General features: G+C 60.3%; 27 protein-coding genes and 1 pseudogene. 12 read left to right on the top strand and 16 right to left on the bottom strand.

Going from position 1 to position 25,669, the window contains the following annotated elements; genetic code table 11:
- Positions 1–81 precede the first annotated feature (81 nt).
- The 4 genes from M2400_RS07730 to M2400_RS07715 all read right to left on the bottom strand — a co-directional run bounded on the left by M2400_RS07730 (position 82) and on the right by M2400_RS07715 (position 2,933).
- Entirely contained in the window at positions 82–582 is a 501-nt protein-coding gene (locus tag M2400_RS07730; RefSeq protein WP_017477371.1) for a universal stress protein, read from the bottom strand.
- Positions 583–645: 63 nt separating this feature from the next.
- Entirely contained in the window at positions 646–1,563 is a 918-nt protein-coding gene (locus M2400_RS07725) for a 5'-nucleotidase (protein WP_003218711.1), read from the bottom strand.
- Positions 1,564–1,578: 15 nt separating this feature from the next.
- The gene (locus M2400_RS07720) at positions 1,579–2,544 is read right to left on the bottom strand and encodes a putative 2-dehydropantoate 2-reductase (protein WP_259196057.1); all 966 of its coding nucleotides are present in this window, start codon (positions 2,542–2,544) and stop codon (positions 1,579–1,581) included.
- Positions 2,541–2,933 carry a thioredoxin gene (locus M2400_RS07715; protein WP_177045460.1) on the bottom strand — a complete coding sequence of 131 codons (393 nt, stop codon included), beginning with the start codon at positions 2,931–2,933 and terminating at the stop codon, positions 2,541–2,543. Before M2400_RS07715 ends, M2400_RS07720 begins: the two co-directional genes overlap by 4 nt.
- Here M2400_RS07715 and M2400_RS07710 point away from each other — a divergent pair.
- A complete protein-coding gene (locus M2400_RS07710) occupies positions 2,932–3,366 on the top strand; it encodes a PilZ domain-containing protein (protein ID WP_259196059.1) in 435 nt (144 codons plus the stop codon). The genes M2400_RS07715 and M2400_RS07710 overlap by 2 nt on opposite strands.
- Positions 3,367–3,499: 133 nt before the next feature.
- Positions 3,500–4,576, top strand: coding sequence for a 3-deoxy-7-phosphoheptulonate synthase (locus M2400_RS07705; RefSeq protein ID WP_003218719.1), 1,077 nt, complete (start codon positions 3,500–3,502; stop codon positions 4,574–4,576).
- Positions 4,577–4,634: 58 nt separating this feature from the next.
- On the opposite strand, the gene M2400_RS07700 is transcribed toward M2400_RS07705, so the two are convergent.
- On the bottom strand, positions 4,635–4,916 hold the full coding sequence (locus tag M2400_RS07700) for a GNAT family N-acetyltransferase (protein WP_003189869.1): 282 nt from the start codon (positions 4,914–4,916) through the stop codon (positions 4,635–4,637).
- A gap of 626 nt (positions 4,917–5,542) precedes the next feature.
- On the opposite strand from M2400_RS07700, the gene oprI reads away from it, so the two are divergent.
- Positions 5,543–5,794 (top strand): outer membrane lipoprotei OprI, encoded by a 252-nt coding sequence (gene oprI / locus M2400_RS07695; protein WP_003172710.1) that lies wholly within the window; start codon positions 5,543–5,545, stop codon positions 5,792–5,794.
- Between the two features lie 159 nt (positions 5,795–5,953).
- Here oprI and M2400_RS07690 read toward each other — a convergent pair whose 3' ends face one another.
- The 3 genes from M2400_RS07690 to M2400_RS07680 form a co-directional block, all read right to left on the bottom strand.
- Entirely contained in the window at positions 5,954–6,916 is a 963-nt protein-coding gene (locus M2400_RS07690; RefSeq protein WP_177045471.1) for a L,D-transpeptidase family protein, read from the bottom strand.
- Between the two features lie 72 nt (positions 6,917–6,988).
- Positions 6,989–7,282, bottom strand: a complete 294-nt coding sequence (locus M2400_RS07685) for a hypothetical protein (protein WP_003218723.1) — start codon at positions 7,280–7,282, stop codon at positions 6,989–6,991.
- 58 nt (positions 7,283–7,340) lie between these two features.
- On the bottom strand, positions 7,341–7,946 hold the full coding sequence (locus M2400_RS07680) for an arylesterase (RefSeq protein WP_259196062.1): 606 nt from the start codon (positions 7,944–7,946) through the stop codon (positions 7,341–7,343).
- A gap of 10 nt (positions 7,947–7,956) precedes the next feature.
- On the opposite strand from M2400_RS07680, the gene M2400_RS07675 reads away from it, so the two are divergent.
- Together M2400_RS07675 and M2400_RS07670 are read left to right on the top strand one after the other, a co-directional pair.
- On the top strand, positions 7,957–8,640 hold the full coding sequence (locus M2400_RS07675; protein ID WP_003218726.1) for an ABC transporter ATP-binding protein: 684 nt from the start codon (positions 7,957–7,959) through the stop codon (positions 8,638–8,640).
- Positions 8,640–11,150 (top strand): ABC transporter permease, encoded by a 2,511-nt coding sequence (locus M2400_RS07670; RefSeq protein ID WP_177075587.1) that lies wholly within the window; start codon positions 8,640–8,642, stop codon positions 11,148–11,150. Before M2400_RS07675 ends, M2400_RS07670 begins: the two co-directional genes overlap by 1 nt.
- Before the next feature lie 46 nt (positions 11,151–11,196).
- On the opposite strand, the gene greB is transcribed toward M2400_RS07670, so the two are convergent.
- Positions 11,197–11,670, bottom strand: a complete 474-nt coding sequence (gene greB / locus M2400_RS07665) for a transcription elongation factor GreB (protein ID WP_010176181.1) — start codon at positions 11,668–11,670, stop codon at positions 11,197–11,199.
- A gap of 154 nt (positions 11,671–11,824) precedes the next feature.
- Positions 11,825–12,985 (bottom strand): hypothetical protein, encoded by a 1,161-nt coding sequence (locus M2400_RS07660; RefSeq protein ID WP_177045479.1) that lies wholly within the window; start codon positions 12,983–12,985, stop codon positions 11,825–11,827.
- 321 nt (positions 12,986–13,306) lie between these two features.
- Here M2400_RS07660 and M2400_RS07655 point away from each other — a divergent pair, with 321 nt between their 5' ends.
- From M2400_RS07655 to M2400_RS07645, 3 genes are read left to right on the top strand one after another with little or no spacing between them, the layout of a single operon-like run.
- On the top strand, positions 13,307–14,233 hold the full coding sequence (locus tag M2400_RS07655; protein ID WP_177045481.1) for an ABC transporter ATP-binding protein: 927 nt from the start codon (positions 13,307–13,309) through the stop codon (positions 14,231–14,233).
- Positions 14,230–14,955 carry an ABC transporter permease subunit gene (locus M2400_RS07650; protein WP_177075591.1) on the top strand — a complete coding sequence of 242 codons (726 nt, stop codon included), beginning with the start codon at positions 14,230–14,232 and terminating at the stop codon, positions 14,953–14,955. The genes M2400_RS07655 and M2400_RS07650 overlap by 4 nt, the downstream gene beginning before the upstream one ends.
- 15 nt (positions 14,956–14,970) lie before the next feature.
- A complete protein-coding gene (locus tag M2400_RS07645) occupies positions 14,971–16,776 on the top strand; it encodes a Gldg family protein (RefSeq protein ID WP_259196063.1) in 1,806 nt (601 codons plus the stop codon).
- 4 nt (positions 16,777–16,780) lie between these two features.
- Here M2400_RS07645 and M2400_RS07640 read toward each other — a convergent pair whose 3' ends face one another.
- The 3 genes from M2400_RS07640 to M2400_RS07630 all read right to left on the bottom strand — a co-directional run bounded on the left by M2400_RS07640 (position 16,781) and on the right by M2400_RS07630 (position 19,304).
- Complete coding sequence (locus M2400_RS07640; protein WP_177045487.1) at positions 16,781–17,089, bottom strand: class I SAM-dependent methyltransferase; 309 nt, start codon at positions 17,087–17,089, stop codon at positions 16,781–16,783.
- A gap of 255 nt (positions 17,090–17,344) precedes the next feature.
- On the bottom strand, positions 17,345–17,779 hold the full coding sequence (locus M2400_RS07635) for a DoxX family protein (protein WP_177130564.1): 435 nt from the start codon (positions 17,777–17,779) through the stop codon (positions 17,345–17,347).
- A 103-nt stretch (positions 17,780–17,882) separates the two neighbouring features.
- The gene (locus M2400_RS07630) at positions 17,883–19,304 is read right to left on the bottom strand and encodes a transglycosylase SLT domain-containing protein (protein WP_259196064.1); all 1,422 of its coding nucleotides are present in this window, start codon (positions 19,302–19,304) and stop codon (positions 17,883–17,885) included.
- Between the two features lie 238 nt (positions 19,305–19,542).
- Between M2400_RS07630 and M2400_RS07625 the strand changes: the two genes are divergently transcribed.
- From M2400_RS07625 to M2400_RS07615, 3 genes and pseudogenes are all read left to right on the top strand, one after another.
- On the top strand, positions 19,543–20,349 hold the full coding sequence (locus tag M2400_RS07625) for a TatD family hydrolase (protein WP_177075601.1): 807 nt from the start codon (positions 19,543–19,545) through the stop codon (positions 20,347–20,349).
- A 96-nt stretch (positions 20,350–20,445) separates the two neighbouring features.
- Complete coding sequence (locus tag M2400_RS07620; protein WP_259196065.1) at positions 20,446–21,927, top strand: methyl-accepting chemotaxis protein; 1,482 nt, start codon at positions 20,446–20,448, stop codon at positions 21,925–21,927.
- A gap of 108 nt (positions 21,928–22,035) precedes the next feature.
- A pseudogene (locus tag M2400_RS07615) lies at positions 22,036–22,293 on the top strand (terminase); the annotation flags it as partial.
- Positions 22,294–22,312: 19 nt separating this feature from the next.
- On the opposite strand, the gene M2400_RS07610 reads toward M2400_RS07615, so the two are convergent.
- The 3 genes from M2400_RS07610 to M2400_RS07600 form a co-directional block, all read right to left on the bottom strand.
- Positions 22,313–23,110, bottom strand: coding sequence for an acyl-CoA thioesterase II (locus M2400_RS07610; RefSeq protein WP_177045499.1), 798 nt, complete (start codon positions 23,108–23,110; stop codon positions 22,313–22,315).
- Positions 23,111–23,210: 100 nt separating this feature from the next.
- A complete protein-coding gene (locus M2400_RS07605) occupies positions 23,211–23,975 on the bottom strand; it encodes a CHAD domain-containing protein (RefSeq protein WP_177075605.1) in 765 nt (254 codons plus the stop codon).
- 79 nt (positions 23,976–24,054) lie between these two features.
- Positions 24,055–24,333, bottom strand: coding sequence for a hypothetical protein (locus M2400_RS07600; protein WP_177045503.1), 279 nt, complete (start codon positions 24,331–24,333; stop codon positions 24,055–24,057).
- 217 nt (positions 24,334–24,550) lie between these two features.
- On the opposite strand from M2400_RS07600, the gene M2400_RS07595 reads away from it, so the two are divergent.
- Positions 24,551–25,588 carry a patatin-like phospholipase family protein gene (locus tag M2400_RS07595; protein ID WP_177045505.1) on the top strand — a complete coding sequence of 346 codons (1,038 nt, stop codon included), beginning with the start codon at positions 24,551–24,553 and terminating at the stop codon, positions 25,586–25,588.
- Positions 25,589–25,669 lie beyond the last annotated feature (81 nt).

Genomic DNA, 25,669 nt, shown 5'->3' with positions numbered 1-25,669 from the left:
CGCCACGGGTATCAGCGACGGTATATAACTATATTAAAGGTTAGACGGATAAATCTAGAACTTTTTATCGTTTTCTACCAATCACACGTCATCACTGCGTCGACGCTGCAACAGCGGCACCAGATACACCGGCACCTGCGACAGCTGCAACACCCGTGCGGCGGTTCTCCCCAGAGGTGTCGCCACCCCGACCGCCTGGCTGTGACTACCTACGATCAACAAATCCACAGAGAGTTTCTGCGACTGGTCGAGAATCACTTCACAGGGGTCGCCCTGGATCACCCGCACCGAACGGATCAACTTGAGGTCCTGCTCCCCTTCCCCCAGCTCTTCACGAAAACTGTCGAGCACCCGTTGCTCGATGGTCGCCATCACCGTGGTCAGCCCCTGGCTTTGCCATTCGCTCAGGGCCTTCTCATCAAGGTAGCTCTGCAACACCGATTCGGCGAACAGCCCGATGGGCTCGACCACGTGAATCACATACAGATCAGCCTTGAACGTTCGCGCCAGCGCCAGGGCATGTTGCATCACATAAGGCGCGTACAGACCCAGGTCCGTGGCGTACAACATCGAACGAATCATAGAACCTCCTGGATAGCCAGGATGGCGGAGATTGATTCAGCTTAGCAGCGCCTTTGGCAGTGCTCAGCCCTCGGTCTGAATTTTCAACTCGTTACTGATGCCATGGGGCACGTGCCCGGTGGCCACGAACTCCCGGGCCTTCTCGCAATGCCCTTCCTGGTCATCGAAAAACACATCGGCGGCAAAGGCTTCGAGGAACGCCGACTTTTCCAGGCCGCCGAGAAACAGCGACTCGTCGAGACGGATATCCCACTCGCGCAGCGTGCGAATTACCCGCTCGTGGGAAGGTGCCGAACGGGCGGTCACCAGCGCGGTGCGGATCGGGCAGGACTCGTCGGGAAACTCACGCTGCAACAGGTTGAGCGCCGCCAGGAAGCCCTTGAACGGACCGCCACGCAACGGCTCCCGTGCCGACTCCCGCTCGCTGGCCTGGAACGCTTCCAGGCCTCCGGACTGGTAGACGCGCTCGGACTCGTCGGAAAACAGCACCGCGTCGCCATCGAAGGCGATCCGCAATTCTGCACTGGAGGCCCGACCTGCACCGCCTGAAAGAATGGTCGCGGCGGCAAACCCGGCATCCAGGGCGCTGCGCACGTCCTCGGCATGGGTGGACAGAAACAGGTGGCAGCCAAACGCTGCCAGATAAGGATAAGGACTGCGCCCGCCGACAAACGCGGCGCGGGAGATATCCAGGCCGTAATGCTGGATCGAATTGAATACGCGCAAGCCGGTGTCGGCACTGTTGCGCGACACCAGCACCACCTCGACCCGGGCACGGCCGAGGCTGGCGTTGAGGCTCAGGAGTTTTTTCACCAGCGGGAAGGCGTCACCGGGCTCGAGGGTTTCTTCCTCGTGGTCGATCTGGTACTTGCGGTACGCCTCGACGCCTTGTGCCAGGTAGACCTTGTGGCTTTCGCTCAGGTCGAACAGTGCCCGCGAGGAAATCGCCAGCACCAGTTTGTCGCCCAATCCCTTTGCCATGTGTGTTCCCCCCAATCAGCGGTTATGCCGATCCATAAAACTCAAGGCCTGGTACAGCGCCTGCATTCGTGGCAGCTCACAACCGGCGGCCATTGCGGCCGCCAAGGGGCGCGCGTAGATCGCCGCCAGCTCCAGCGGGCGCTTGTGCACGTAATCGTGATACATGCTGGGCAGGTAGTCATCCATGCTTTCGGTCATGGTGAACATCTGCCCGGCGTAACTGGCGGGGATTTCATGCCCGCACGCGTGGGCGCCCTGCACCACTTCGGCCATCAGCGCCTGGATCAGTTCACGACTGGACTCATCCGCCATCATCGCCGTGGTGCCGGTGCCGAACAATACGGAGAGGCCGTTGTACGGCACGTTCCACACCAGTTTATGCCAGCGTGCCTGATGCACATTGGCCATGGCCTGGGAATCGATGCCGGCCTGGTGAAACAGTGCGGCGCCCTCTTCGACAATCGCCTGCCGACCGGTGTCATCGTTGGCCGCGGGGCCACTGTGGTAACCCAGGTTGACCCGGCCCAGCGCCTGATGCTCGACAATCCCGGGGCCGGAACGGTGCACGCCGATGTAGCACAGGCCACCCAGCAGGTGCAGCGACGGCGGCAGGTGTTCGCGCAGGCTGTCTTCGACATCCAGGCCATTTTGCAGCAGCACAACTTTGGCGCCCGGAGCGGCGATCTGGGCGATGGTCGGGGCCAGCTCGACATTCCCCGTCGACTTGGTACCCACCAGCAGCCAGTCGCAAGGCGGCATGTCGGCGGCACGGGCATAGGCCTGCACCGGGTGCAGGTGCAAGGTGCCATGGACGGTACTGTTAAGTTGCAAGCCGCGCTCGCTCACCGCGGCGTATTCGCTGCGCAGCAAAAAATGCACATCGAAGCCGGCACGCGCGAGCATCAGGCCGTAGAAACCACCAATGGCCCCGGTGCCGATAATCCCGATCCGGGGCGACTGTGTTTTTGCAACGTCGGTCATGGCAACTCCTCTGGTATTCGTTTGAGCGCCTGCTGCACACCCTGAGTCAGGTCGCTGGCGGTCAGACGCGTCAATGACGCTAATATTCCATGGAATTTCCCGTCACACACCACAAACAGCGCCGGCAGGTGAAAGATCTCGTAGCGCTCCACCGCGCCACCATTGTGGCCCGCATCCACCCAGCAGACCCGGTCCACCGGCAAATCCCAACCCGGCAGTTGCTGGTGAAGGAAGCGGCAACGGGAACAACCCTCACCGGTAAACACCACCAGCGAGGTGCCGGGCAGCCCCAATAATTGCTGGTCGATATCCAGATCGGTAAGTTGCAGTTCTTTCACTATACTGCTGCCACCGCCGTCAACTGGACGGTGCTCGGAGTCCGTGTGCATGGGTCGTTTCTTTCCTCACCCTGATGATGTCGCTGTCGAAATAACCCAACGCCCCCTTTCCGGCATTTCCCGCCAACGGCTGCACACTATCGGCCTGGGCGGCGTCGCATGCAATTGCCCGCGCGCCTGGCGCCAGGGCACGGCCATCGAAATGCACATCCCTGCACTGGGCCTCACGGCCCGCTATCCGGGCTATGTAGCGTGGTGCCGCAAAGGCGAACACGGCTACCGCGTCGGCATTGCCTTTACCGATGAGCAGGCCTTGTTCGGTGCGCGGATGGGCGAGCAAGTGTGCCAGATCGAACGCTATTGCCGGCTGCACGAAGGCAGCGGGCCGACACCCAGGCAGAACGAAGCCCTGGCCCGGGAATGGGTCACGCGCCATGCCGGCGAGTTCTCCCATGAGGCTTTTGTGCAGCCAGCACTGGATTAAAGCGGCCTTTGCCCATTGTCTCCCAGCCTTGTAACGCGCTAAGGTTCGGCTCCCCGCTGCACTTAAATCATGCTGTGCTCCGCCGCACGGGGATCGCTGGCGGCCGGCACCCGTGACCCTGACGAGTAACACGATGGCTGATTTACCGATCAACGACCTTAACGTCGAATCCAACGAGACCCTGATCACACCCGATCAGCTCAAGCGCGAAATCCCCCTGAGCGACGCTGCCCTGCAGACCGTCACCAAGGGCCGCGAAGTCATCCGTGAGATTCTCGACGGCACCGACCACCGCCTGTTCGTGGTCATCGGGCCGTGCTCGATCCATGACCTCAAGGCTGCCCACGAATACGCCGAGCGCCTGAAAGTGCTGGCGGCGGAAGTGTCCGACACCTTGTACCTGGTGATGCGCGTCTATTTCGAGAAACCGCGTACCACCGTGGGCTGGAAAGGCTTGATCAACGACCCGTACCTGGACGACTCGTTCAAGATCCAGGATGGCCTGCACATCGGTCGTCAACTGCTGCTGGACCTGGCGGAAATGGGCCTGCCGACGGCAACCGAAGCCCTGGACCCGATTTCCCCGCAGTACCTGCAAGACCTGATCAGCTGGTCGGCGATTGGTGCGCGTACCACCGAATCCCAGACCCACCGGGAAATGGCTTCCGGCCTGTCCTCGGCTGTCGGCTTCAAGAACGGCACCGACGGCGGCCTGACCGTGGCGATCAACGCCCTGCAATCGGTCTCCAGCCCACACCGTTTCCTGGGCATCAACCAGGAAGGTGGCGTGTCCATCGTTACCACCAAGGGCAATGCCTACGGTCACGTGGTGCTGCGTGGCGGCAACGGCAAGCCCAACTATGATTCGGTCAGTGTGGCCCTGTGCGAACAGGCGCTGAACAAGGCGAAGATCAAGCCGAACATCATGGTCGACTGCAGCCACGCCAACTCCAACAAGGACCCGGCCCTGCAACCGCTGGTGATGGAGAACGTGGCCAACCAGATTCTGGAAGGCAACCAGTCGATCATCGGCCTGATGGTCGAGAGCCACCTGAACTGGGGTTGCCAGGCGATTCCGAAGGACCTGGCCGACTTGCAATACGGCGTGTCGATCACCGATGCCTGCATCGACTGGTCCGCCACCGAGACCACCTTGCGCAGCATGCACGCCAAGCTCAAGGACGTCTTGCCCAAGCGCCAACGCGGCTGAGCAAAGACTGCGGACACAAAAACGCCGGGCTAAGCCCGGCGTTTTTTATGCCTGCTCGTCAGAGCTTCGCGGCATGGCGCTGATGGCGCTCCATGTAGCGCTCCACGTAGGAGCAGGACGGGATCACCGTATAACCTGCCTCCTCGGCGAACTTCAACGCTTCCTCGGTGAGCGCAGCAGCAATGCCACGGCCCCGCAGCGCGTTGGGCACGAAGGTGCGATAGATATCCAGGGTCTGTTTCCCAAGGTCCATATAGGTCAGATAGGCACGATGACCGTCCACATTGGTCTCGAACTGATGACCAGCCTGGTCATGGTGGATGGACAACGCCTCGCTCATCACTACTCCTCGCGGGTCTTGGTTTCTGACCCCTACCTTACCGATGTTTTTCCGGCGAAGGAACATCTACGCCACCCGGTGCCGGTTTCGACAACGAGAAAAGTCGCCAGTGCCTTGCACTAACGCTCACAACCAGCACAGGGAAATAGTAGGCGCCAATCGCACAATTGCTCAAGACACGCTCGTCCTCCGTTGCGCTGGCGGACATAGAAAGGGCCAATCGAGCATCCTTAGGTCGATGGCCTGAACATTGCCGGCAGTTGAAGCTTGAGACGAACACGCGCTCTTAAAGTCACCTCTACATGCACAAAAGATACCGGGTGGCGAAAAGACATTCTGAACAATAGTGTCGGGGACGATATATAAATTGACTTATGTTTACATGGCTTAACACATGCCAGCCGGCCCTTTCAGGCTGGATCCAATCCCCGGCAGAGTGCAAAAATCTGGATAATTTTTATACAGACTCTCAAAAGATTAGCCAAAATAGATTGGCCGCGAGAATTTTTTTTGCTTCTTGCGCTACGTCAGTTTACTTACTACAAGTAATGGGTAGTATGTACGCCGGCTATTAGCTCACTCTGAGAAAGTAGCCATTTAATAGAAAGTCCTTGAAGGGGAACACGATGAACAACGTTCTGAAATTCTCTGCTCTGGCTCTGGCCGCAGTTCTGGCTACCGGTTGCAGCAGCGTCTCCAAAGAAACCGAAGCTCGTCTGACTGCAACTGAAGACGCAGCAGCTCGCTCCCAGGCTCGTGCAGACGAAGCCTACCGTAAAGCTGATGAAGCTCTGGCTGCTGCTCAAAAAGCACAACAGACTGCTGACGAAGCTAACGAGCGCGCTCTGCGCATGCTTGAAAAAGCAAGCCGCAAGTAATAATCCTTCGGGGTTGTTATCAAGCCGATCCATTCTTGGATCGGCTTTTTTTTGCCTGGAATTTCGTGGGAGCGGGCTTGCTCGCGAAGATCGTCAACGATGACGCGTGCAGCCTGAAAGAACGCGGTGCTCGGGAGTTTTTCGCGAGCAAGCTTGCTCCTACTGATCGACCGGCGTGCTCGACACCATCGGCGCCCCGCCCGGCACACCGATTTCGGTCGGCAAACCGTCTTCGGCGGCAACTACGTCACGCACCTGGTCCCAGTTGACCCGCAGGTTGCTGGACAGGTCTTCACGCTTGAGCAAGGCGTTGATCACCGCAGTGTGCTTATCGACCACCGACGGGGTGCCGTCGTCGTTCAGCGGCGTATGGGCTTCCAGATACACCTTGCCACCGGCTGCGCCGAACTTGTAGGCATCGTTGATGATCCGCACCGACGTGCCCACCGGCACCATGCTCGCCATTTCCAGCACGTTGTTGTTGAACATGCGGAAGCAGCCGTGGCTGGTACGGGTACCAATACCAAACTTCATGTTGGAGCCGTGGATCAGGTAACCCGGGGTGCCGAGGGTGAACTTGAACGGCCCCAGCGGGTTGTCCGGGCCGGCCGGCACCACGTTGGGCAGCGGGTCGCCGTTGGCAGCGTGTTCGGCCTTGATCGAGGCGGGCGGGGTCCAGGTCGGGTTGGGGATCTTGCCCGTGATGGTGGTGTGGGCGACCGGAGAGCCCCAGCCCTCACGGCCAATACCCAGCGGGAACGTGTACACCACGTTCTGGCCCTTGGGGTAGTAGTAGAGCCGGTATTCCGCCAGGTTGATCACGATGCCCTCACGCGGGCCCGGCGGCAGGATGAAGCGTGTCGGCAGCACAATCTCGGTACCCGCCCCCGGCAACCAGGCATCGACGCCCGGGTTGGCCGCGACCATCTCCGAATAACCCAGGTCGTAGGTCGTGCCCAGGTCGGCGAAGGTATCTTCGTACTTGGCCTTGATCACCTGGACCTGGCCAACGATATCTTCACCCGGTGGCGGCAAAGGCAACTGCAAGGCTGCAGCGGAACCGGCCGCGCAGAGCGCAGCAAGAGACAGGCAGCAGGTGACGACGGAGAGGCGCGACAACATCCGGGAATTCCTTCGCAGATCGACGGGTAGTAAAAAATGGATTGTACACGGCTGCCCGGCGGGCACCCATATTCAAAGTTCGAAGCGCAGCTCTGGCCAGATCGGCGGTGTGCCGCGCTTTTGCGACTCAAGGATCGCCCGGCATAAGGGGCACAAACGCTGGTCCTGGAAGATCGAGCGATCCACCGACGACCAGCGTGGCTGAGCGGGCAATAACGTACCGCAGAGGGTACGGTCGATGGACCCGCCCAACTCCAATTGACGCGTCACCAGATGCACCCGGACTTCCTGGCAGGCGAACAGATCCAGCTGCTCGTCAGGCTCGATCAGTTGGTAGGCAAACAGGGACCAGGCAGGACGCGACATCGGGGGCTCCAAATCGGGGGGGCGCCACCTTAGCCGAAAGACCGCTGCTAGAAAAGCGTCATAGCAGTGGTTTTAGCGTTGGCCAGACATTTTCCAGCAACTTGCCCTGCGCGCCAACCGCCGGGTGCAATTGGTCAGCCTGCATCAGCTCCGGATGACCGCCAACGCCCTCCAGGAAAAACGGTACCAGCGGAACGCTTTTTTCCTTGGCCAGGGCCCCGTAGACCTCGGCAAATGCCGTGGTGTATTTCGGCCCATAATTGGGCGGCAACTGCATGCCCAACAACAGCACCTTGGCACCGCCGGCCTTGGACTGGTCGATCATCGATGCAAGATTTTGTTTCAATTGCGCCGGCGGCTGTCCACGCAAGCCGTCATTGCCGCCCAGCTCAATGATCACCACGTCCGGCTTATGCTCTGCAAGCGCCGCCGGCAGCCGCGCCAGGCCTCCGGCACTGGTGTCGCCGCTGATGGAGGCGTTGACCACTTTATCCTCGAAACCTTCGCTCTTGAGCCGTTGTCCCAACAACGCTACCCACCCTTTGCTGGTATCCAGTCCGAAACCGGCACTGATACTATCGCCAACGATCAGGACTGTACCCGCCGCTGCGTTCTGGGCCATGCACATCAAGGCCAGGCCAGCACTCAAAAACCACATTCGCATTGGATTCTCCATGGGCGCAAGCATTCTCACCGCGCGAAACCTTAGCAAAGTGGTTCCCAGCGCGGAAGGTGAACTGACTATCCTGCACGAACTGAGCCTGGAACTGAACAAGGGCGATAGCCTGGCTATCGTTGGTGCCTCCGGTTCCGGCAAATCCACCCTCCTCGGCCTGTTGGCCGGCCTCGACCTGCCCAGCAGCGGCGAAGTCACCCTCGCCGGCCAGGCCCTGAGCACCCTCGACGAAGATCAACGTGCGCGCATCCGCGCCGAACACGTGGGTTTTGTGTTCCAGTCCTTCCAGTTGCTCGACAGTCTCAATGCGCTGGAAAACGTGATGCTGCCGCTGGAACTGGACGGCCGCAAGGACGCCCGCGAACGCGCCAAACACCTGCTGGAACGCGTCGGCCTGGGCCAGCGCCTCACCCACTCGCCCCGCCAGCTATCGGGCGGCGAACAGCAGCGAGTGGCGATTGCCCGGGCGTTTGCCGCCGAACCGGATGTGCTGTTTGCCGATGAACCCACCGGCAACCTCGACAGCCACACCGGCGAGCGCATCAGTGACCTGCTGTTCGAACTCAACAAAGAGAGCGGCACGACCCTGGTGCTCGTCACCCATGACGAGCGCCTGGCCCACCGTTGCCGACGCCTGATCCGTCTTGAAGCCGGCCTGATGGTCGCGCCCCTGGAGCCTTGATGGCACGTTTGCCGCTGTTGCGCCTGTTCAGCCTTGCCCTTCGCCAGTTGCTGCGCGATGCCCGCGCCGGCGAACTGCGCGTGCTGTTCTTCGCGCTGCTGGTGGCCGTCGCCGCCAGCACCGCCATCGGTTACTTCGGTGCCCGCCTGAACGGCGCCATGATGTTGCGCGCCACCGAATTCCTGGCGGCCGACCTGGTGCTTGAGGGCAGTTCGCCCGCCCGCACCGAGCAAATCCAGAGCGGCACCGAGTTGGGCTTGCAGCACGCCCGGGTCGTGGAGTTCTCCAGCGTGATTGCCACTGACAATGGCATCCAGCTGTCCAGCATCAAGGCGGTCAACGAGGAATATCCGTTACGCGGCGAGCTGAAGAGCGCCGCCGAGCCCTTCGGCGCAGAAACCGCCGGGGGTGGTCCCAAACCCGGTGAAGCCTGGGTGGAAGCGCGGCTGCTGACGGCGCTGAACCTGAAGATCGGCGACAGTATCGACGTCGGCATGAAGACCCTGCGTCTGGCTCGCGTGCTGACCTACGAACCGGATCGCGCCGGCAACTTCTATAGCCTGACGCCCAGGGTGATGATCAACCTCGCCGACCTCAATGCCACCGGCGTGGTGCAGCCCGGCAGCCGCGTGAGCTATCGCGACCTCTGGCGCGCGCCCCAGGGCGGCACCGTGCTGCAAACCTATCGCGACCTGGTCAAGCCCGGCCTCGCGGCCAACCAGCGGCTGCAGGATGCTCGCGACGGCAACCAGCAGATCGGTGGTGCCTTGGGCAAGGCCGAGCGTTACTTGAACATGGCCAGTCTGGTGGCAGTGCTTCTTTCCGGGGTGGCGGTGGCACTCTCGGCGAACCGCTTCGCCAGTCGACGCTTTGATGCCAGTGCCTTGCTGCGCTGCCTCGGGTTGTCGCGGCGCGAGACCATGTTGCTGTTCAGCCTGCAACTGACCGTGTTGGGGCTGCTGGCCAGCCTGACCGGCGCCCTGCTCGGCTGGCTGGCGCAACTGGGGCTGTTTGCGCTGTTGCATGACCTGCTGCCGGCGGATGTTCCGCCTGGCGGGCTGTTCCCGGCCATCGCCGGGATCGGCACCGGGCTGGTGGCCCTCGCCGGTTTTGCCCTGCCGCCACTGGCCGCGCTGGGTCGTGTGCCACCGCTGCGGGTACTGCGGCGCGACCTGTTGCCGATCCCTTCCAGCACCTGGATGGTCTACGGCGCGGCGCTCTTCGCCCTGGGCCTGATCATGTGGCGCCTGAGTCTCGACCTGGTGCTGACCTTCGCCCTGCTGGGTGGCGGCGTGATCGCCGCGCTGGTTCTCGGCGGACTGCTCCTGCTGCTGTTGCAGAGCCTGCGTCGCCTGCTGGCCCGGGCCTCCCTGCCCTGGCGCCTGGGGTTGGGCCAGTTGCTGCGTCATCCACTGGCCGCGGCGGGCCAGTCCCTGGCGTTCGGGTTGATCCTGTTGTCCATGGGCTTGATTGCATTGTTGCGTGGCGAACTGCTCGACACCTGGCAAAACCAGTTGCCCAAGGACGCCCCCAACTATTTCGCCCTGAACATCCTGCCCGCCGACAAAGACACCTTCGGCGCCCGCCTCCTGGAGTTGCAGGCGCAGTCTGCGCCGTTGTACCCGGTGGTGCCGGGGCGACTGATCAGTATCAATGGCGCGCCGGTGCAGGAGATCGTCAGCAAGGACTCCAGCGGCGACCGCGCAGTACAGAGGGACTTGAGCCTGACTTGGGCCGCCGATCTGCCACCGGGTAACAAACTCACGGCAGGATCCTGGTGGACGACGCAACCGAGCGACGAGATTCCCGGTGTCTCGGTGGAGGCCAAGGTTGCCGATAGCCTGAAACTCAAGCTCAACGATCACCTGGTGTTCACCGTCGGCGGGGAGAACCGTGAAGCGCGAGTTACCAGCCTGAGGGAAATCAACTGGGACAACTTCCAGCCCAACTTCTTCATGATCTTCCAGCCCGGCACCTTGAAGGACCTGCCGGCGACCTACCTGACCAGCTTCTACCTGGCGCCCGGTCATGACCAGCAGATCGTCGACCTCTCCCGGGCCTTTCCGGCGGTGACCATCCTGCAAGTGGAGGCCCTGCTGGAGCAACTGCGCAGCATCCTGGCCCAGGTCACCCTGGCGGTGGAGTACGTGCTGTTGTTTGTGCTGGCTGCGGGGATGGCCGTGTTGTTCTCCGGCCTGCAGGCCACACTTGATGAACGGATTCGCCAAGGTGCCCTGCTGCGGGCGCTGGGGGCGGAGCGCAAGTTGCTGGTCAAGGCCCGGCGTATCGAGTTCGGGTTGTTGGGCGCGGTCAGCGGCCTGCTGGCAGCGCTGGGCACGGAACTGGTGACGCTGGTGCTGTATCGCTATGCGTTCGACCTGACCTGGCACCCGCATCCATGGCTGTTGCTGCTGCCGGTGATCGGCGCGGTGCTGATCGGCGGCGCCGGCGTGTTCGGCACCCGCCGCGCGTTGAATGCCAGCCCGTTAACGGTGCTGCGCGAGGGCTGAAAACGCAGATGGCCCGCGCTCTTTAAAAAGCACGGGCCATCCGCTGTTACTTCACATATTCGATAGCCGTGATCCACCAGCACACTTCGCCGGTTGGAGTCTGCACAAGCGCTTCATCATCCACTTCCTTGCGCAACAATGCCCGGGCCATGGGTGAGTCGATGGAGATGTAGTCCATGCGCTCATAGATCTCATCGTAACCCACGATGCGAAAACGCTTGGTCTCCCCCTGCTCGTTTTCAATCTCTACCCAGGCGCCGAAAAATACCTTCCCTTCCTGCTCCGGCATGTACTCGACCACGCGCATGTCTTCAAGGCGCTTACGCAGATAGCGCACACGGCGATCAATCTCCCGCAGCAGCTTCTTGTTGTACTGGTAGTCGGCGTTCTCGCTCCGGTCTCCCAGGGAAGCGGCCCACGTCACTTTACGGGTGGTATCAGGGCGCTTTTCTCGCCACAGGTAATCAAGCTCCTTTTTCAGGGCTTCATGACCTTCTTTGGTAATCAGCTTGGTGCTCAAAAGCTCTACATCCCCTGGAAGTTTCCATTTTTCAGACCCGCAGCCGCGGCCTGCACAGCGCAATTAACGCCCGATGCAGACTGTGGGGGTCGATGATAAATGAACGCAGGAAAGTAGCCAGACCCAGCGCTGGATTCCGGCAGCCAACGCCGCGTCAGTTCGCATCCGGTTGAAGCGGGTGCCCTTCAGGCTGGGAGCGCCCAGTCTCGCTCAGCCAAGCAAGAGACTCATCCAGGGTTTGAAGCGCGACCCTCAGGTTGTCCCGCAGAACCGGCAATTGAAACAGTGCTGCCGCCAACTGTTGCTCCTTGTGGCGAACCGCCAGGTCACGGTCATGCAACCGGGTTTCCTGGCTCTCCAGATAGCGCGCACGCTCATCCATTCGACGCTGCTCCGCCTGGTTTAACGCGGCGCTGCCGGCCAGTTGTTCCTCCCGGGCAGTCAGCGTGTGGGCCAACAACTGCAGGGACGCTTCTTTCTCGGCAATGCTCTCGCCGCTGCGCTGGCTCTCCTGCTCGAAGTCGGCCTTTTCCTGACGAAGTTCCAGACTCAGCTGCTCGAGCGCTTCCTCCTGCCTGAGCACAGCGAGCTTCTGCTGCGTCAACTCTTGCGCCACTCGGGAAAGATTGGCGAGCGTATCGTCCACCTCGAATAGTGTGGGCGAGTCTTGCCGGGCGGGTTCAGGTTGTCGGATTACCGGGGCCTGCAGTGGAGCGGCGACCACGGGTGCCTCGACCAATGCTGAGGGTGGCGGTTCAACGAGGGGTTCGGGTACCGGCGGCGCAGGCTCTGAATGTTCAAGGGCCCGTGGAGGAGAAACCATCGTTGAGGAGAAACGAATCGACGGCACGATCAATGAGTTGCTTTCGATAGCGGGCAAGCCGGGCGCGGAAGTGCCGAGGGTGATCACCTTCATCACCAGGGATTTCTTGATCGTCAACGAATGATGATCTTCAGGCCTGGCAGGTGGCAGTTTGCAGCCTTTCAGATCAACGAAATGATAGGGAATCTGGGGCTCACCGGTGCTTGCGGATTTTGCCACGGGCGCAGCGGCAAGTGTCAGGATCTGCTTGAAGACACGGGTCGCTGTTTGCAGGTCTTCCTTGGAATCTATCGCTCCGAGAAAGTAGCGTTCGGACTTTTTACGCAGCGCCGCGAGATATACCCGTGAACTACCGGGCTCTGTCTCTTCATCCAGGCTATAGGCAAGGAAATTGGAAGCAATCTGAGCCACCGCAAAACTACAAAGCAGTGCACCGTTGACCGGCGCATCATGCCCGGACTGCTCAAGAACAAGGGTACGTAGAAGCAGCATGATGATCAGGCTCCATTTGAAATTGGCAGAACGTCAAATTCACACCAAATAAAATATGACAACAATTGACGCATCAACAATATAACAATTGTTGATGCGCGTTATCGCGTTGTACGTAGGACTTATCTTATTCGGGCACTTCGGCGTTTCCAAGACAGCCTATTGAACGTACCATTTTTTAACAGTACGACACTGGACATACGCCAATCATAAATATTTCAAATTTTGACTTTTCGAGCACTCACAACCTGCGGGTCATGCAGGTTAATCGGGGTATCGATTCAATCGGGCCTCGCCATATTCATTCAGTAGAAAAGCATAATGATCGAGATAACGAGCCTGACAAAAAACATGGGCGCAAAAAGCATTATCCATGATATGTCATTCAACGCCAAAACCCAGGAATGCCTGGGATTATTTGGAAATGATGGTGCAGGGAAAACAACTATCATCAAAATGATATCAGGCTCGATCACACCCTCTTCAGGCCAAATAAAAATATTCGGTAACGATATAGCCCTCAATGCATTCCAGGCAAAGAAGATGACGGGCTACCAGCCAGAATCACTTCCAAGCCATAACGCAATGAGCGTGAAAGGATATCTTGATTTTATTGCTGACGTACGCGGATTCCGCGGCGCGCAAAAGCGCAAGATGATTGACCGGGCGGTCGCACGGCTGGAGCTCTGGCGGATACTCAAATGCCCGATCGAAACGCTCACGGCAGGCTTGAAACGCAAAGTCGCCATCGCCCAGGCAATCCTGCATGACCCCGGCCTGCTGTTGCTCGACGAGCCAACGGAAGGGCTGAGCGCCGATCAAAAACACAAAGTCAGAATGCTCATCAAGTCGCTCAACGATGAAATGACGATCATCGTCGCGTCCCGCTCTCCTGAAGAGCTGACCAGTATTTGTAACAGGGCACTGGTGATCGCCGACGGCCGCCTGGTGGCAGACACTTCCCTGCCCGAATTGCAACGCAGTTCCCGTCATTACCAGGCGGTCACCCTTGCAGCCGATACGCCACTGGACCTGCTGGCCCTGGCAGTATTGCCAGGCGTCGCCGGCATCGAGGAAGACCGTGAGACCCCCGGCACGGTGACCATACTCGCTATCCCGGGGCAAACGATTTATCCCCAGATCAATGCCCTGATCGCCCACCGCCGGTGGAAAATCAACGCCCTGAACCTCGAACTCGGGCGCCTGCACGAAGTGGTCCGCCACATGAGCCAGGAGGCCTCGAATTGAAACTTCTACCGGTGATATTCAAGCGTCAACTTGTCAGTTACTTTTCAGCACCCGTCACGTATCTGAGCACTGCTGTTTTCCTGACAGCCGCCACTGCCTTTGGCTTCCATACAAGCCAGCTACTGGAACAAAGCAGTGTTGACTTATACGGTTTCTTTCAACTGCATCCATGGCTTTATTTACTATTGATACCTTTTCTTGCCATTCAATTTTGGGCAGACGAGCCCAACGCGGGCGCCATGAACTTTCTAAAGACCCTGCCGGTCACTTGTTTCGAAATCGTTATCGGGAAATTTCTGGCCGCCTGGGTCGTTTCCGGTATTGCCTTGTTATTGACCTTTCCCATCGTCATCACCGTCAACTATTTGGGAAACCCGGACAATACAGTCATTGCTTCCCAGTACCTGGCAAGTTGGTTGTTAGCGGGAAGCTACTTATCGGCTGGCTGCCTTATTTGCACACTGACGAATCACCGCGCCGTTACATTTACCGTCACACTGTGTTTGCTCCTGGCCGCCAGCGGGCTGTCCTCCATTCTTGATGCCATTGAACACCAAGCGCCAATCTGGCTCATTGATCGTATTCTTTCCCTGAGTCCGTCGACACGCTTTGATGCCATTGGCCAAGGCGTCTTTGCTCTTCAAGACAGTGTGTACTTCATCAGCATGATCGTTGCCTTTCTCGCTGCTGCGATCATTGCCCTGAATGCCAGAAACGGTTGAGAAGGACAAATCACGATGAAATCGCCACTAAGCGCCAGCCTCACCATTATCACCCTACTGCTACTCTTTCTCGCTTTTAACCTGGTATGGGCACTGAAACTTCCCAATCTGCGGCTGGATTTTTCAGAACAAAAAATCCACACACTCTCTGCCCCGGTACAGACGTTACTTGCCTCACTGGAACAGCCGGTTGATCTGTACTTTTTCAACTCAAGCAAACATCCGAAAAAAACCAGCGCGATAGAAAGCTACGGTAAACGTGTGGAGTTGCTGCTCAAAGAGTATGAAGAAGCGGCACAGGGCAAAATCAACCTGCACCTCATCGACCCCGCCCCTTTTTCGGAAGATGAATACAAAGCCAGGCTACTGGGGCTTGACGACCAACAAGGGTTCTTTGGCCTTGTCGGCACCAGCGCCGGCCATGGGCCACACAGCATTGATTCATTCAGCCCGGACCGGGAGTCGCTGCTGGAATATGAAATCAGCCATTTGATTCATAAAGTCATCCACCCGGAGCAACCCGTTATAGGTCTGATATCCGGGCTGCCAATGGACGGTGAACGCGACGAGCGCAACGGCGTGAATACGCCTGACTGGCAGGTGGTTCAAGCGATGCGCCGCCAATTCAATCTCGTGAGCCTGGCACCCGGTATCGAGAAAATCCCCGAACACGTCAAAACCTTGATGGTGGTTCACCCCGGCAAACTGCCGGATCAAACCTTGTACGCGATCGATCAGTTTGTGCTTGGCTCAGGCAGGCTGATGATGTTTATCGACCCGCTAACCGGGCTGGATACCAGCCCCTACCCCCCTGAAAACCCCAAGCTGCAAACACTGCTGACAGCCTGGAGTATCCAGATGCCTGCGAATAAGGTCATTGCCGACCGCAACTATGCCACCTCAGTAATCATCGCCACCGGCCAGCCAGCGGTGCGCCATCCCGCTGCACTGACCTTGCCCCGCCAGGCGATGACACAGGATGACATCAGCACCTGGAAACTCCACAGCGTGAATGTCTTGAGCAGTGGTGCACTGGCGCCCGCGAAGAAAAGCCGCATGACCTTCACTCCCCTGCTCCAAAGCTCCGGCCAAGCGGCCCTGCTTGATGCCAAGCGCGTTGCCGAGCCGGCACCGTTTGATTCACTGATCAACGAGGCAGCCACACGCGGCCAACAGCATGTGATCGCAGCCCGTGTGGAGGGACCCGCCTATTCCGCTTTTCCTGAGGGGCAAGGCGGGCGTGAGGCCAGTTTGCAAAAGTCTGAGAACATCCACGTCGTGGTGGTCGCCGATACCGATCTGCTCAGCGACCGTGTGGCAGGAGTGCCCCAAAACAATCGCGCGATGAGCGGAGCCTCGTCGAACAACGCAATGTTTGTCTTGAACACCCTGGATAACCTGGCAGCACCCGACGCGCTGATGAACGTTCGCCCCCGCGCAGGCGGCGGTCGATCACTGCAGGTGCTGCTGGCTATGCATGAAGAGGCTGAACAGGCCTATCGGGAAAAGTCGGCCGAACGGGTGCAACGCCTGGAACGAACGGAGAAGGAATGGCAATTGCTGACCCCCCGGACAATTTCCCCCGCGACCCAGGCGGTAACCTCCAACGCACTGCTGCAAGCACTCAACAAGGAGCGTTTGCGCATCCCCATGGAAGTTCACGCGATTAAGGTTCAGGCATACGCCCAGGTTCATGCCCTGGAGCGCAAGGTGAAGCTGCTCAATATCCTGCCGATACCGCTGATACTGTGCCTGATTGCGTGGACCATCTGCTGGTGGCGCCGCCGTCGCCGGCACCTGCCTTCAACGGCGTTTTATTGAAGGCTCAGCGCCGGGCGATCAGCCCTTGCCGGGCAATTCGGGTCAACTGGCGTATCACTTCGTGCGCATCACTCGCGCTCGGCGCTTGAATAACGGCCAAGTCAAAGCTGTTGGACGCAAAGCGCGCAAGGGAGTCGCCATCTTCCACGAACTGGATCAGAAAGGCTGAAGGCCGCCCGGTACGGCGCGGCCAGCCATCCAGATAACGCAACAGCGTCGGCTGATGCTTGCCGCCCAGAAGGATTTTTGGATTGCGTTGGGTAAGGTCCGCGGTGATCGGGGCCAAGCGTATGAGGGGGCGTAGTGCATTCATCGTGTCGTGTCTCTGCCTCAAAAGTCTGCGGGCAGGTGAGAGGCAACACCGAACCAGCGCTTTAGCGGAATTTCGAAACCGGCCCATGGGCTCTGGCTTCTGTCGGGACTGTGATCAGTCACCGGTGGCGCCCCGCAATTAGCTGTTTAAATCGGCGCATGGGCAACATCCTAGAGAAGCCCGTAGGGCGGTGTCAAGAATCCCGAGCAATGAAAAGGCCCGCACGGGCGGGCCTTTAGAGGGCGTTGCGCAGTATCAGTGAGTGATGGCGCGGTCGGCAGACAGTTTGCCTGCACCTTCCACCAACACCGCCAGCGTACCGCCCAGCAACGCCAGGGCGAACTCATAACCGTTGTTGGCCATGAACAAACCGTTATGGATATGCACCGAGAAAATCGCTACCAGGGAAATGATCGACAAGCCCAACGCCGCAGGCCGCGCCAGCAAACCGATGATCAGCGCGAGCCCGGCGAAGAACTCGGTACCGCCGGACAACAGCGCCATCAGGGTGCCCGGGGTCAGGCCGATACTTTCCATCCATTGGGCTGTGCCCGCCAGGCCGCCGCCGCCAAACCAGCCAAAGAGTTTCTGCGAACCGTGGGCGGCGAAGATGATCCCGACAAAAATCCGCAGGACGGTCAAACCGTAACCGGCGCGGGTGGAGAGGACGCGGGTGATCAATGGGCTCATGCTGATAATCCTTTTCAATGTAGGGGGTGGTTGGCCGCTATATTAATCAGTTTAAACAATGATAAAAGCCGATAAAACGGCTAATTATAATCGACTTAATAGATCATTTGCGTGAGGCTACCCTTGGCGCTGCAGGCTCCAGAGACTCCCGCTCCCGGTCAAACGCCAGGTAGTACTTGTTCACGCTATTAACATAGCTGACGCCACTCATTCCCACCTGCTCCATGGCAATGCGCTCGACCTGGAAGAACCACTGATTCGGGTTAAGCCCCCGGCGCCGGGCTTCAGCGCGCATGCCCTGGACCCGCTCCGGCCCCATGTTGTAGGCCGCCAGCACAAAGGCCATGCGCTCGCGCTCGTTGAGCTTGGGGCTGGAGAAAAACTTGCGCCGGATCATCGCCAGGTAACGCGCGCCCGCCTGTACATTGTTATCCAGGCTTTCGATGTTGTTGACCCCAACCCGCTGCGCCGCCGACGGGGTGATCTGCATCAACCCGGTGGGGCCGCCGCTGCTTCGCGCGCCGGGGTCGAGGGCCGACTCCTTGAACGCCAGCGCGGCCAGGTTCAGCCAGTCCATGCCTTGCTCGTGCGCATGCTTTTGCAGCACCGGGCGCAGCTTTTCCAGGCGCTGGCGGTCGGCCCTGGCCAGTGGGTAACGCACTTGATACAGGCGACGATAGATGCGCTGGAACGCCACATCCTGGTCAGACGGCGTTCGGTAGGTCTTGAGGAAACGGTCGATGCTGGCCCGCAGCATCGAGGCATCCTGGCGTACGAACCAATACTCTTCGCCCGGCTCGCTGATGGTCACCTGCCGGTCAAAACGCAGCTTGGGCAGGATCTTCGCCCAACGCTCGGCAATCGGCCGCTCGACAATCGTCAGGTGAAAAATCCCGGCCTGGACCATCTCCAGCACGTCTTCCACCGCCAAGCTGGGGTCTACCCATTCCACCTTCACCGGCGGCAACTTGTGCAGCGCCAGCTTCTGGTTGACCTGATTGATTGCATCCGACGCGGCGCTGCCGGTGGTAAGGGCCAGCGTGCGCCCGGACAGTTGCTCCAGCTTGGTAAACCGTCGCTCGCCCTTGAGCCCCACCAGCCACAACGGCACGTTACTGGCGATCGGGTCACTGGTGGCTATCTTGTGGGCGGCCTTCACGTCGAGCAATTCACCGGGGGCCACCAGGTCGCCCTCGCCACGGGCCAGCGCACCGATCAACTGGTCCTTGGCCTTGGGAATAATCTTGAGGTTGATTTCCTCACCGTCACGGGCGTGACCGTTGAGGTACTGCTCGAAAGCCCGCAGGCGATGGTATTCAACACCGATGGCCTGGCCCTGGACTTCGCCGGAGCTGTTACGGCTCTGGTTGACCAACACCCGCAACGTGCGGCTGCTGCGGATCTCCGCAAGGTCGCGGACCTTGCCGGTCCGGGTCACTTCCAGCGGCCCGTCCAGACGCGCAACCGCCGCCATGGGCAGCAGTAACGTCAGGCACAACATAAGCAACGCCGAGGGTCGGATCATCCGCTCTCCGGAAGAAAGAATACTGCCCATTGCGTCGCGAAAAACGAGGCGTTGGGGGACAGAAACAGAGCGCCATGAGCGCAGGCTTTGGGCGCAAGGGTGGCACGGCAGATGGCAATAAACCAAACACGGTGTTACTTGCGACTTTCAAAGACAGCTTTAACTCGTTGTAGTTCTTGGCTTTTCTTATAAATCTACAGCTCTGATATGCTTTCCGACCGCAGGCGGAGGTAGCACCATGCAACTCATTGATATCGGCGTCAACCTGACCAACCCAAGTTTCGACGAAAAGCACCAGGCCGTCCTCGACCGTGCCTACGCCGCCGGGGTGAGCCAATTGGTGCTCACCGGTACCAGTGTCGACGGCAGCGAACAGGCCCTGGAGCTGTGCCAGCGACTGGACGAAAGTGGCCAGCGCCTGTTCTCTACCGCCGGCATCCATCCCCACTCCGCCAGCGATTGGAACGCCGAGAGCGCCAAGCGCCTGCGCGGCTTGCTCAACGAAAGCCGCGTGCGTGCGGTGGGTGAATGCGGGCTGGATTTCAACCGGGATTTCTCGCCACGCCCCCAGCAGGAAAAAGTCCTCGAAGAACACCTGGCCCTGGCCGTGGAGTTGAAACTTCCGGTGTTCCTCCACGAACGCGACGCCAACCAGCGCCTGCTGGAAATCCTGCGGGACTATCGCGATCACCTGTCGGCCGCCGTGGTGCACTGCTTTACCGGCGAGCAGAGTGCGTTGTTCAGCTACCTCGACCTGGACCTGCATATCGGCATCACCGGCTGGATCTGCGACGAGCGCCGTGGGACGCACCTGCATCCGCTGGTCAGGGAAATTCCCAGGGGCCGCCTGATGCTGGAAAGCGATGCGCCCTACCTGCTGCCACGAACCCTGCGGCCCAAGCCGAAAAACGGTCGCAACGAGCCCGCCTATTTGCCGGAAGTCCTGCGGGAAGTTGCCCTGCACCGCGAAGAAACCGTGGAAGACCTGGCGCAACACAGCACCGCCTGCGCCCGCGCGTTTTTTGGATTGCCTGTGCCGGATTGACGCGGCGCATTGACCCATATCAAAACCCGCTGGCTCGATAGCGGCACAATAATGGCACCTTGCCAATGCTGTTTCCGCTATCAGAGAAAACCTTCCATGGGTGCCTGGCTTAGCAACATCTCGCTGAAGTACAAATTCTGGGCCGTCAACGCGGTCGCCTTCATCACCACCCTGTTGCTGGTGTTGTACGCCGTGCAGCTCGAACAACAGGCCCGCAGCCAAGCCTCTCAGGCTTCAGCACAAGCCCAGGCCCACCTGCTCGGCGCCTGGCCCGCCGGCCAGCCACTGCCCAAGGGCGAGCACTGGCTGACGTTTGCCAAGGGCAAAATCCCGCAGCTGGGCGACCAGGATCTGTCAGCCCTCGCCACAGCCACCGGCTGGGTGGATATCAATCCCATGCCACTGTTCGGCGAAAACCCGCTGATGGGCGCCGAGGTGATCAGCCGTGCCGACGGCCAACAGGTCGCTGTGCTGGCCTATGCACCCAGCTTGAGCCAGGTCTTCGAAGAGCGTTTCGCCAACTACGCCGTAGCAGTGATGATTCTGATGCTGGCCATGCTTGGCGCCTCACAGCTGCTGATCCGTTTTCTGCTCAGCCAGCTCAATACCTTGAAAGACGTGATGCTTCACGTCGAGAAAACCGGCGACCTCTCGGCCCGCGTGCCCCTGGCCTGCAAGGACGAAGTCGGGCAGATGGCCAGTGCCTTTAACGCGATGCAGGCGGGTTATCAGCGGGTGGTCAACACCGTGGCACGCACCGCCAAGCAACTGGACGACGGTGCCGCTCGCCTGGCCAGCAGCATGAACGAGGTGCAGCACGGCATGCTCGGCCAGCAAAGCGAAACCGACCAGGCCGCCACCGCGATCAACGAGATGACCGCCACCGTCTACCACATCGCCCAGCACGCCGGCGCCACCCGCGACTTGTCCCAGACGGCCGACACCCTCGCCGGCAGCGGCCAGGAAGTGGTCAGCCGGGTGCAACGCTCGATTGCCGGGCTGTCCAGCGGCGTGCAGCAGACCGCCGAGATGATCCAGAAACTGGCCGAGGACAGCCAGAAAATCAACAGCGTTGTCGGGGTGATTCACAGCATCGCCGAGCAGACCAACCTGCTGGCCCTCAACGCCGCCATCGAAGCCGCCCGCGCCGGCGAGATGGGCCGGGGCTTTGCCGTGGTGGCCGACGAAGTGCGCAACCTGGCCAAGCGCGTGCAGAGCTCCACCGATGAGATCACACGCATGGTGTCCGCCCTGCAGGCCGGCACCCGGGACGCGGTGGACTTTATGCAGGAAAGCTCCTTCAAGGCCGACGACTGCGTGCAGCAGGCCCAGGAAGCTGGGATTGCCCTCGCCGAAATCACCGGCGCCGTGGCGCAGATGCGCGAGAGCAACACGCAGATTGCCGTCGCGGCCGAACAGCAAAGTCACGTGGCCGAGGAAATGAATCGAGCGGTGGTGAGCATTCGTGACGTCACCGAGAACACCGTGCAACAGACCGTGGACTCGGCGACCACCAGCAATGAGCTGGCGACCCTGGCCGGGGAACTGAGCAAGGCCATCGGACAGTTGAAGCTGTAGACCCTGAAGGGATGGCTATGGCCCCCATAGCCATCCTTGATTCGCCGCGCCGCCCTGCCCGTCCTACACTCGGTCCAAGATGTTTCAACGGACAGAGGAATCACGATCATGGGCAAACGTCATCCAAATCTCCCCGCCTGGCAATGGCGCAACCAACCGCAGAATCATCAGCACGCGACCAATCAAGTGTTGCAGCTGCTGGCGCTGCCGCTGCTGGTGATCGGCTTTCTGCTGATGGTGTCTGGCGTGTTCGGCGAGAACCTGGCGAGCGTTGCTATCGGGGTTGTCGGCATTGTGGCCGCGCTGGCTTTGCAGCATCACGGTCGTAGCCTGGAGGCGCGCGCCAGCGACGCCTCCCACGATCAACACCTATTGGTCTGACGGGTCAGGCGAACACCACCACCGACTGGCGGCTGATAGCGATCAACTGGCCGTCCGGGCTCCACAGCTGCGCAGCCGCATGGCCGTAGCCGTCGCGGGCATGTTCGATGTGGACCAGGTATTGGCACCAGTCCAGGGTGCTGAGTTTTTGCAGCGGCTGGACGAACTCGATGGTCCAGCTCAGGGTACTGCCGGCGGCCGGCCGGGTCAGGTGCGGCAGCACCGACGGTGGCCACGCATCCACCAGCGCGAGGAGATGCGCTTCGGTCAGCGGCTCCTCTTTCACATCGCCACGCAAGCGCACCCAGCCGCCCATCTCACGGGATTTATTGCCGGTGAACGGCAGGCCGCCCACGCTCCAGCGCATCGCCAGGTGCCGCATGAACTCCGGCGTCACGCCTTTGATGTACGGCAACTCCTGGCACTCGTCCCAGTGTTTGAAGGTGGGCGCAGGTTCAGCCGCGACGTCGATCTGTGACGGGCGCGACGCGCCAAAACTCGCTTGCACCAACGTCATCGTTTCGCCGTTCTGCACCACGCGGCCCAGCAGTTGGCTGACGGCCTTGCCTTCGCGCAGCACTTCGACTTCGTAGCGGGCGGACACCTCCGGCGCCACCGGGCCGACAAAGGTAATCGCCAGCGAACGCAACGGGCGATCCGCCGGAACCTGCGCGCGCAAGGCCTCGTACTCCAACGCCGCGACCAGGCCGCCAAAGCTGGCGCGGCCCTGGGCCCATTCGGCCGGAATCGAAATGTCGAGGGGATGGCTGCGGGCAGCGTCGAGCAAATCACTAAAGCGCATGGCGATCTCAACTTGAAAAAGGATTGAGGGATCTTAACCAGCCAGCCTGCGCCGTACAGCACCTATTCCAGCCAAAAGTCCGGACAGATAGGCCGCGGGCTCAAGCGAAGCAGTCGGCGCTCAGTTTATCCAGCACACGATCCGCCCGCCCTTCGGCCTCGGCCATGGTGCGATGCCAGCCCGACACGCACGGCTGCAAATCCGGCTCGTGCCCGGCTTGCGCCAGCCATTGCCAGCAATCATGCCAATCGCCAAGGGCACCCTGGGCCGCCTTGAGACGGGACACGGCCTTGGGGGGCAGCTTGTCCAGCTCGGGATAAGCTTCGGCGGCATAGCGCACGCGCTTGATCAGCAGACGCAGGCGATGACGATCATGGTTGGGGTCGTTCAGCGCCTCGCCGAGGTTTTTCCATTGCTTGGCCAGCCGCTTTTCAATCCGAGTGCGCAAGCCCTTGAGCAATTTCTGCCGTTGGGATGCACGGATAAAGCGGGGGAATGCCTCGAGGATCAGCAGCAAATGCGCCAGCTCCGGCCCTTGTGCGACCGAGCGATAAGTGGCTGGTTGCTGACGGATACGCCGGTCAGCCGCCTCATGATGGCCGTGCTGGTGCAGGTACGCCGCCAACACTTCCCGGTCACGAAACGGCGTGGTCAGTTGGCCGACGGCACTGGCGGACTGTTCGAGTTGCTCGACACCGGGCAACCCGCGCAATGGCCGCAACAGGCTGCGCAAGCGCCGCACGGTGGTGCGCAGATCATGCAGGGCCTCGTCATCCGTGACGGCGGCGAGTCGCGCCTGGCAGTTCAGCAACCCTACTTCCAGGCCTATGACCTGAGCGACCAACTGATCTACCAAGGCTGACATCCTTTCCTCCTCAATGATTAATCCTGGGTGGGCTTGAGGCCGCCGACGCAGCCTCGTTGCACTCGACAGCTGCTACGGGTCAACGTCCTGCGCGAGACTCACGAATGTAGAAACGGGCTTTCTCGGCCTTTTCCGAGCAGCCTTGAAACGCTTCGAACTGCTGCTGGGTCTTGGCGCCCGTCAACAACGACAGGGCCTTGGAGTAACTCACGGTGCCGGCAAACCCTTCGGCCTTGGCCAGGTCAAGCTCGTGCCACGCTGCATCCAGTTGCGTGCCGCAGCTGTCGCGATAAGCGGTCTTCCCGGCACAACCGGCCAAGGCCAACACGATCACAGGTACACACATCCAGGCTTTCATCAAATGACACCTCAAGAAAAGAAAAAACAGTCACAGGAGTAGACGTTGCCCACACCGAAAAGTGCCTTATCCGACTGCCTGAATCCGCAGCGCCGATTGCCAGAGCATACCCGAGCGGAGTAGCCCACTTGCGAAAATAATCGGTTGCGACCGTGATGATTGAAGCGTGCCCCTCGATGGGTGCATTGTGGGCACCTGTTTTGCGAAGGATCAGGTCATGAAGAAACGTGTTGCATTGGTGCTGGGCTCCGGTGGCGCCCGGGGCTACGCCCATATCGGCGTGATCGAGGAAATCGAAAGGCGCGGCTATGACATCGCCTGCATTGCCGGCTGCTCCATGGGTGCCGTGGTGGGCGGGATCTATGCCGCGGGCAAGCTGGACGAGTATCGGAACTGGATCGAAAGCCTCGATTACCTGGACGTGCTGCGCCTGGTAGACGTGAGTTTTCGCCTGGGAGCAATCCGTGGCGAGAAGGTCTTTGGGCAGATCCGCAAGATCGTCGGCGAGATCAACATCGAAGACCTGCGCATTCCCTACACCGCCGTGGCCACCGACCTCACCAACCAACAGGAAATCTGGTTCCAGGAAGGCTGCCTGCACCAGGCCATGCGTGCCTCGGCGGCGATTCCCAGCCTGTTTACCCCGGTGATGCAAGGCAACCGCATGCTGGTGGACGGCGGCCTGCTCAACCCCTTGCCGATCGTGCCGGTGGTGTCGAGCCACTGCGACCTGATCATTGCGGTCAACCTCAACTCCACCAACCAGAAGCACTACACGCTGCCGGTGATCCAGCGTCCGCCGGCGTTCAAGAGCCGCTTCGATAACCTGGTGCGTTCATTGGGTTCGCACCTGCCGTTCCGCCGCAAGCAGGCCGAGCAGTTGTTGCTGCTGGAACAGGAAGCGCTGCTGGCCCAGGCCGCGGATATCAACCCGTGGCTGGAGTCGGCCGAACCCGAAGCGCAGCAACCGGCGGCGGCCCCGGAAAAGGCCGGCGCGCCGAAGTCGGCGACCGGCTCGTTCATCATCGATAACGTGGGACCGGCGTCGCTGCTGGATTTGATCAACCAGAGTTTCGAGGTGATGCAGACGTCCCTGGCGCAGTACAAGATCGCAGGGTATCCGCCGGATGTCCTGATCAACGTGCCGAAGCGGGTGTGCCGGTTTTTCGAGTTTTACAAGGCGCCGGAGTTGATCGCCCTGGGGCGGGAGATTGCGAGCGATACGCTGGACCGGTATGAGAGTGAGCAACACTGACGCCCCGTAGCAGCTGTCGAGCGCCAGCGAGGCTGCGTTGGCCTCACCACCGATTCGAGACTGGCACAACACCGGGTTGCG

The sequence above is a fragment of the Pseudomonas sp. BIGb0558 genome (assembly GCF_024807515.1).
GTDB lineage: Bacteria > Pseudomonadota > Gammaproteobacteria > Pseudomonadales > Pseudomonadaceae > Aquipseudomonas > Aquipseudomonas yamanorum_A.
Note: the sequence above shows the minus strand (reverse complement) of the source record. Positions and strands in the feature narration are given on the sequence as shown.

Bases quoted from the DNA above. Each gene is read 5' to 3' on its own strand.
- M2400_RS07645 (WP_259196063.1), top strand. From the start codon at position 14,971: ATGAAATCGCCACTAAGCGCCAGCCTCACCATTATCACCCTACTGCTA.
- M2400_RS07690 (WP_177045471.1), bottom strand. From the start codon at position 6,916: ATGTTGTCGCGCCTCTCCGTCGTCACCTGCTGCCTGTCTCTTGCTGCG.
- oprI (WP_003172710.1), top strand. From the start codon at position 5,543: ATGAACAACGTTCTGAAATTCTCTGCTCTGGCTCTGGCCGCAGTTCTG.
- M2400_RS07700 (WP_003189869.1), bottom strand. From the start codon at position 4,916: ATGAGCGAGGCGTTGTCCATCCACCATGACCAGGCTGGTCATCAGTTC.
- M2400_RS07610 (WP_177045499.1), bottom strand. From the start codon at position 23,110: ATGCGCTTTAGTGATTTGCTCGACGCTGCCCGCAGCCATCCCCTCGAC.
- M2400_RS07640 (WP_177045487.1), bottom strand. From the start codon at position 17,089: ATGAATGCACTACGCCCCCTCATACGCTTGGCCCCGATCACCGCGGAC.
- M2400_RS07600 (WP_177045503.1), bottom strand. From the start codon at position 24,333: ATGAAAGCCTGGATGTGTGTACCTGTGATCGTGTTGGCCTTGGCCGGT.
- M2400_RS07620 (WP_259196065.1), top strand. From the start codon at position 20,446: ATGGGTGCCTGGCTTAGCAACATCTCGCTGAAGTACAAATTCTGGGCC.
- M2400_RS07625 (WP_177075601.1), top strand. From the start codon at position 19,543: ATGCAACTCATTGATATCGGCGTCAACCTGACCAACCCAAGTTTCGAC.
- M2400_RS07710 (WP_259196059.1), top strand. From the start codon at position 2,932: ATGGGTCGTTTCTTTCCTCACCCTGATGATGTCGCTGTCGAAATAACC.
- M2400_RS07595 (WP_177045505.1), top strand. From the start codon at position 24,551: ATGAAGAAACGTGTTGCATTGGTGCTGGGCTCCGGTGGCGCCCGGGGC.
- M2400_RS07720 (WP_259196057.1), bottom strand. From the start codon at position 2,544: ATGACCGACGTTGCAAAAACACAGTCGCCCCGGATCGGGATTATCGGC.
- M2400_RS07705 (WP_003218719.1), top strand. From the start codon at position 3,500: ATGGCTGATTTACCGATCAACGACCTTAACGTCGAATCCAACGAGACC.
- M2400_RS07630 (WP_259196064.1), bottom strand. From the start codon at position 19,304: ATGATCCGACCCTCGGCGTTGCTTATGTTGTGCCTGACGTTACTGCTG.
- M2400_RS07675 (WP_003218726.1), top strand. From the start codon at position 7,957: ATGGGCGCAAGCATTCTCACCGCGCGAAACCTTAGCAAAGTGGTTCCC.
- M2400_RS07730 (WP_017477371.1), bottom strand. From the start codon at position 582: ATGATTCGTTCGATGTTGTACGCCACGGACCTGGGTCTGTACGCGCCT.
- M2400_RS07660 (WP_177045479.1), bottom strand. From the start codon at position 12,985: ATGCTGCTTCTACGTACCCTTGTTCTTGAGCAGTCCGGGCATGATGCG.
- M2400_RS07685 (WP_003218723.1), bottom strand. From the start codon at position 7,282: ATGTCGCGTCCTGCCTGGTCCCTGTTTGCCTACCAACTGATCGAGCCT.
- M2400_RS07655 (WP_177045481.1), top strand. From the start codon at position 13,307: ATGATCGAGATAACGAGCCTGACAAAAAACATGGGCGCAAAAAGCATT.
- M2400_RS07680 (WP_259196062.1), bottom strand. From the start codon at position 7,946: ATGCGAATGTGGTTTTTGAGTGCTGGCCTGGCCTTGATGTGCATGGCC.
- M2400_RS07670 (WP_177075587.1), top strand. From the start codon at position 8,640: ATGGCACGTTTGCCGCTGTTGCGCCTGTTCAGCCTTGCCCTTCGCCAG.
- M2400_RS07725 (WP_003218711.1), bottom strand. From the start codon at position 1,563: ATGGCAAAGGGATTGGGCGACAAACTGGTGCTGGCGATTTCCTCGCGG.
- M2400_RS07635 (WP_177130564.1), bottom strand. From the start codon at position 17,779: ATGAGCCCATTGATCACCCGCGTCCTCTCCACCCGCGCCGGTTACGGT.
- M2400_RS07715 (WP_177045460.1), bottom strand. From the start codon at position 2,933: ATGCACACGGACTCCGAGCACCGTCCAGTTGACGGCGGTGGCAGCAGT.
- M2400_RS07605 (WP_177075605.1), bottom strand. From the start codon at position 23,975: ATGTCAGCCTTGGTAGATCAGTTGGTCGCTCAGGTCATAGGCCTGGAA.